This is a genomic window from bacterium, from assembly GCA_021372775.1.
GTDB lineage: Bacteria > Acidobacteriota > Polarisedimenticolia > J045 > J045 > JAJFTU01.
On the sequence record JAJFTU010000134.1, the window covers coordinates 1 to 2889 of the forward strand.

At 70.3% G+C, this 2889-nt stretch carries 2 protein-coding genes; one reads left to right on the forward strand and one right to left on the reverse strand.

The features are described 5' to 3' along the window. A partial coding sequence (gene dcm / locus LLG88_04435; GenBank protein ID MCE5246154.1) for a DNA (cytosine-5-)-methyltransferase occupies positions 1-1154 on the reverse strand: 1154 nt, incomplete at its 3' end. Between the two features lie 190 nt (positions 1155-1344). Between dcm and LLG88_04440 the strand changes: the two genes are divergently transcribed. Continuing rightward, positions 1345-2664: an MvaI/BcnI restriction endonuclease family protein gene (locus LLG88_04440; protein ID MCE5246155.1), complete on the forward strand. Its 1320-nt coding sequence runs from the start codon at positions 1345-1347 to the stop codon at positions 2662-2664. Positions 2665-2889 lie beyond the last annotated feature (225 nt).

A 2889-nucleotide genomic window follows, 5' to 3' on the forward strand; every position in this document is an offset into this window, starting at 1 on the left:
GCGTTGCCGAACTGCTTGTAGGCCTGCGTGTCGGAAACAGGGATCTCGAACCGCTTTCCGCCGGGGGCGTCGAAGCCCATCAGCCGCGCGCACTCGCGCGGCGTGAGCCGTCGCGGCGCCTTCTTGCCGCGCTGCTTGACGAGGATCTCCGAGCCGTCCTTGTAGTAGCGCGCGGAGAGCGTGCGCGCCGTGTCGTCCCGCCCGACCAGCCCGAAGCCGAACCCGTTCCCCGCGGCGCGGTGCTTCGCGGCGTAGGCCTGCAGGTACTCCCAGAGGTGCGGCGTCAACGTGTAGCGCGGATCGACCTTCGCCTTCGGCCCTTGCGTGTACGGGGGCTCCGCCTCCTCCCCGCCGTCTTCCGGATGGAGGATCGTGCGCAGCGTGGGCCACTTCTCCGCCGGCGGGATCTGAATGTCGCGGAAGCGGAAGCCGGCGTCTTCGGCGAAACCGACGATGAACGTCCGCTCGCGGTGCTGCGGCACGTACGGCTTCGCGTCCAGGACCGACCACTCGACGTGGTAGCCGAGCTCGTACTGCAGGGTGTCCAGGATCACGCGGAACGTGCGGCCGCGGTCGTGGGCGACGAGGTTCTTCACGTTCTCCAGCAGGAACGCCTTCGGCCGACGGTGCGCGATGATCCGCGCGAGATCGAAGAAGAGCGTTCCCTGCGCTTCGCACGCGAAACCGTGCGCGCGGCCGAGCGAGTTCTTCTTGCTCACGCCGGCGATCGAGAACGGCTGGCAGGGGAAGCCGCCGACGAGGATGTCGTGCGGCGGAATGTCGTCCTCCGCGACCTGCCGGATGTCCCCCGGAAACGGGTGGTCCGAGACGTCGAGATTCGCGGCGTAGGTTTGCCGCGCGTATTTGTTCCACTCGCAGGTCGCGACGCAGCGCCCGCCCGCCGCTTCGAAGGCGAGGCGCATCCCGCCGATGCCGGCGAAGAGGTCGACGAACGTGAAGCGCCCCGACGCGGCTTGATACGGAACACCGCCCCCAGCTCCGCGCAGCGCGTCGAGCGCCGCCGGGCGCGGGGCGGCCTCGCCGCGATCCCAGCGGTAGATTGTGCGCACGCCGTAGCCGAGCAGTTCGGCGGCCTTCTCGACGCTGAGCCCCGCCCGCTCCCGCAAGGCGCTGAATTCGTTTTTCTCGCCCATCTTTCGCCTCTGCTGGGAATCTTTTTGCCATTTTGGCAGCGGTCCGTCCCACCGTCCACACCGCCCGGGCCCCGAATCGCGCCCCGGCCTCCCGCCGCTGCAATCAGCGCAGCGCCGCTTCCCTAAATCTGTGGCAACTTGGTTCCGCTGCGCCGGACGCCACCCGCCCGGCGCGGGGGGACTTGGCCTCATGGCGATCGACGACTCGCTCGCGCGGCTGCTGCGGGCGTTCCAAGACCTCGGCGCGCGGACCGTGCTCTGCAAGCCGCTCTCGCCGAACGACAACTCGAAGAACCAGATCTACCTCGGTCCCGACCTCTCGGCGGTCAACATGCTCCCGACGGCGCCGATCGTCGCCGAATCCGGCGAGAACGGCCGCACCCGATTCAAGGCGGGACTCGACCTCTGGTGGCTCGGCCCCGAAGGCGCGCCCGAGGCCGCGCCGACCGCGCAGTTGATCCTGTACCCGCAGTACCCCGAAGTCCGCATGTCCGGCTTTCTCCTGCGCTGCCGGACCGCCCCGAGCGCCACGCTGACCTCGCGCCGCGAAGGGCGGCTGCTCTTCCTCGCCATCGACGGAACGACGCGGATCTACGCCTACGCCGTCGAGCCCGACACGCCGATCGCGCGCGAGTTCGCCGCGCTCGGCCGCCCCGAGGAGACCGGCGTCTTCCTCTACGTCCCGCTCCTCGCGGCGGCCGGCGCGACCTCGCGCGACCGGCTCGTCGCCGAGCTTCGCCGCATCAGCGGCCTCGGCTGGATCCGCTCGAAGCGCCTCCTCGGCAGCGGCGAGCTCGGCCCTTGCGAAGCGCCCAACTGCGGCGGCTACACGCTGGAGGCGGAGCTCGGCGTCCTGCCCAACGGCCGCGCCGAGCCGGACTTCGAGGACTGGGAAGTGAAGCAGTACGCGGTGCGCGACTTGGAGAAGCCGCAGACCGGCGTAATCACGCTGATGACGCCGGAGCCGACCGGCGGCCTCTACCGCGAGATCGGCGCCGCGGACTTCGTGCGCCGCTTCGGCCGCCCCGAAGCGAAGTGCGAAGCGGTCCTCTACTTCTGCGGCAACCATCGCTGCGGCGCGCGGCAGGACAGGACCGGTCTTACGTTGCGCGTGCGCGGCTTCGACGCGGCGGCGGGCAAGATCACCGACGCCGCGGGCGCGGTCGAACTCAGGACCGACGACGACGAGCTCGCCGCCTCGTGGGGGTTCGCCTCGCTGCTCGACCACTGGAAGCGCAAGCACGCGCGCGCCGTCTACGTCCCCTCGATCTCGCACCCCTCGCCGCGTTCCTACCGCTACGGCGCCACGATCCGCCTCGCCGAACGAACCGACGTCGCGCGCTTCCTCGGCGGCCTCGCCTCCGGCGCCGTCTACTACGATCCCGGCGTGCGCCTCGACACATCCAGCCCGCGCGGCCGGGTCCACGCGAGGTCCCAGTTCCGCACGCGCGCCGCCTCGATCGAGGACTTGTATCTGCGCGTCGACTCGGTCAACGTCGCGGCGGAGTGACGCGGAAGACATCGATCGAGGTCCGCTCCCCGCCCGTTTGTCCGCCCGCCGCCCGTGGTGCATTCTTCCGGGCGGTGATGGGCAAAGCCGTTCTCTGAAATCGATGGTCGGCGGCGCGAGGGGCGACAGGCCCGGAGGCGCCGCGGAGAGGTTCCTGTGAGCGTCAGGGCATCCGGCCGCGCGCAAGACGAGATGCGCCCGGTCGAAATGGAAATCGACGTCAAT

Coding starts and splice junctions, on each gene's coding strand:
- LLG88_04440 (MCE5246155.1), top strand. CDS start 1,345: ATGGCGATCGACGACTCGCTCGCGCGGCTGCTGCGGGCGTTCCAAGAC.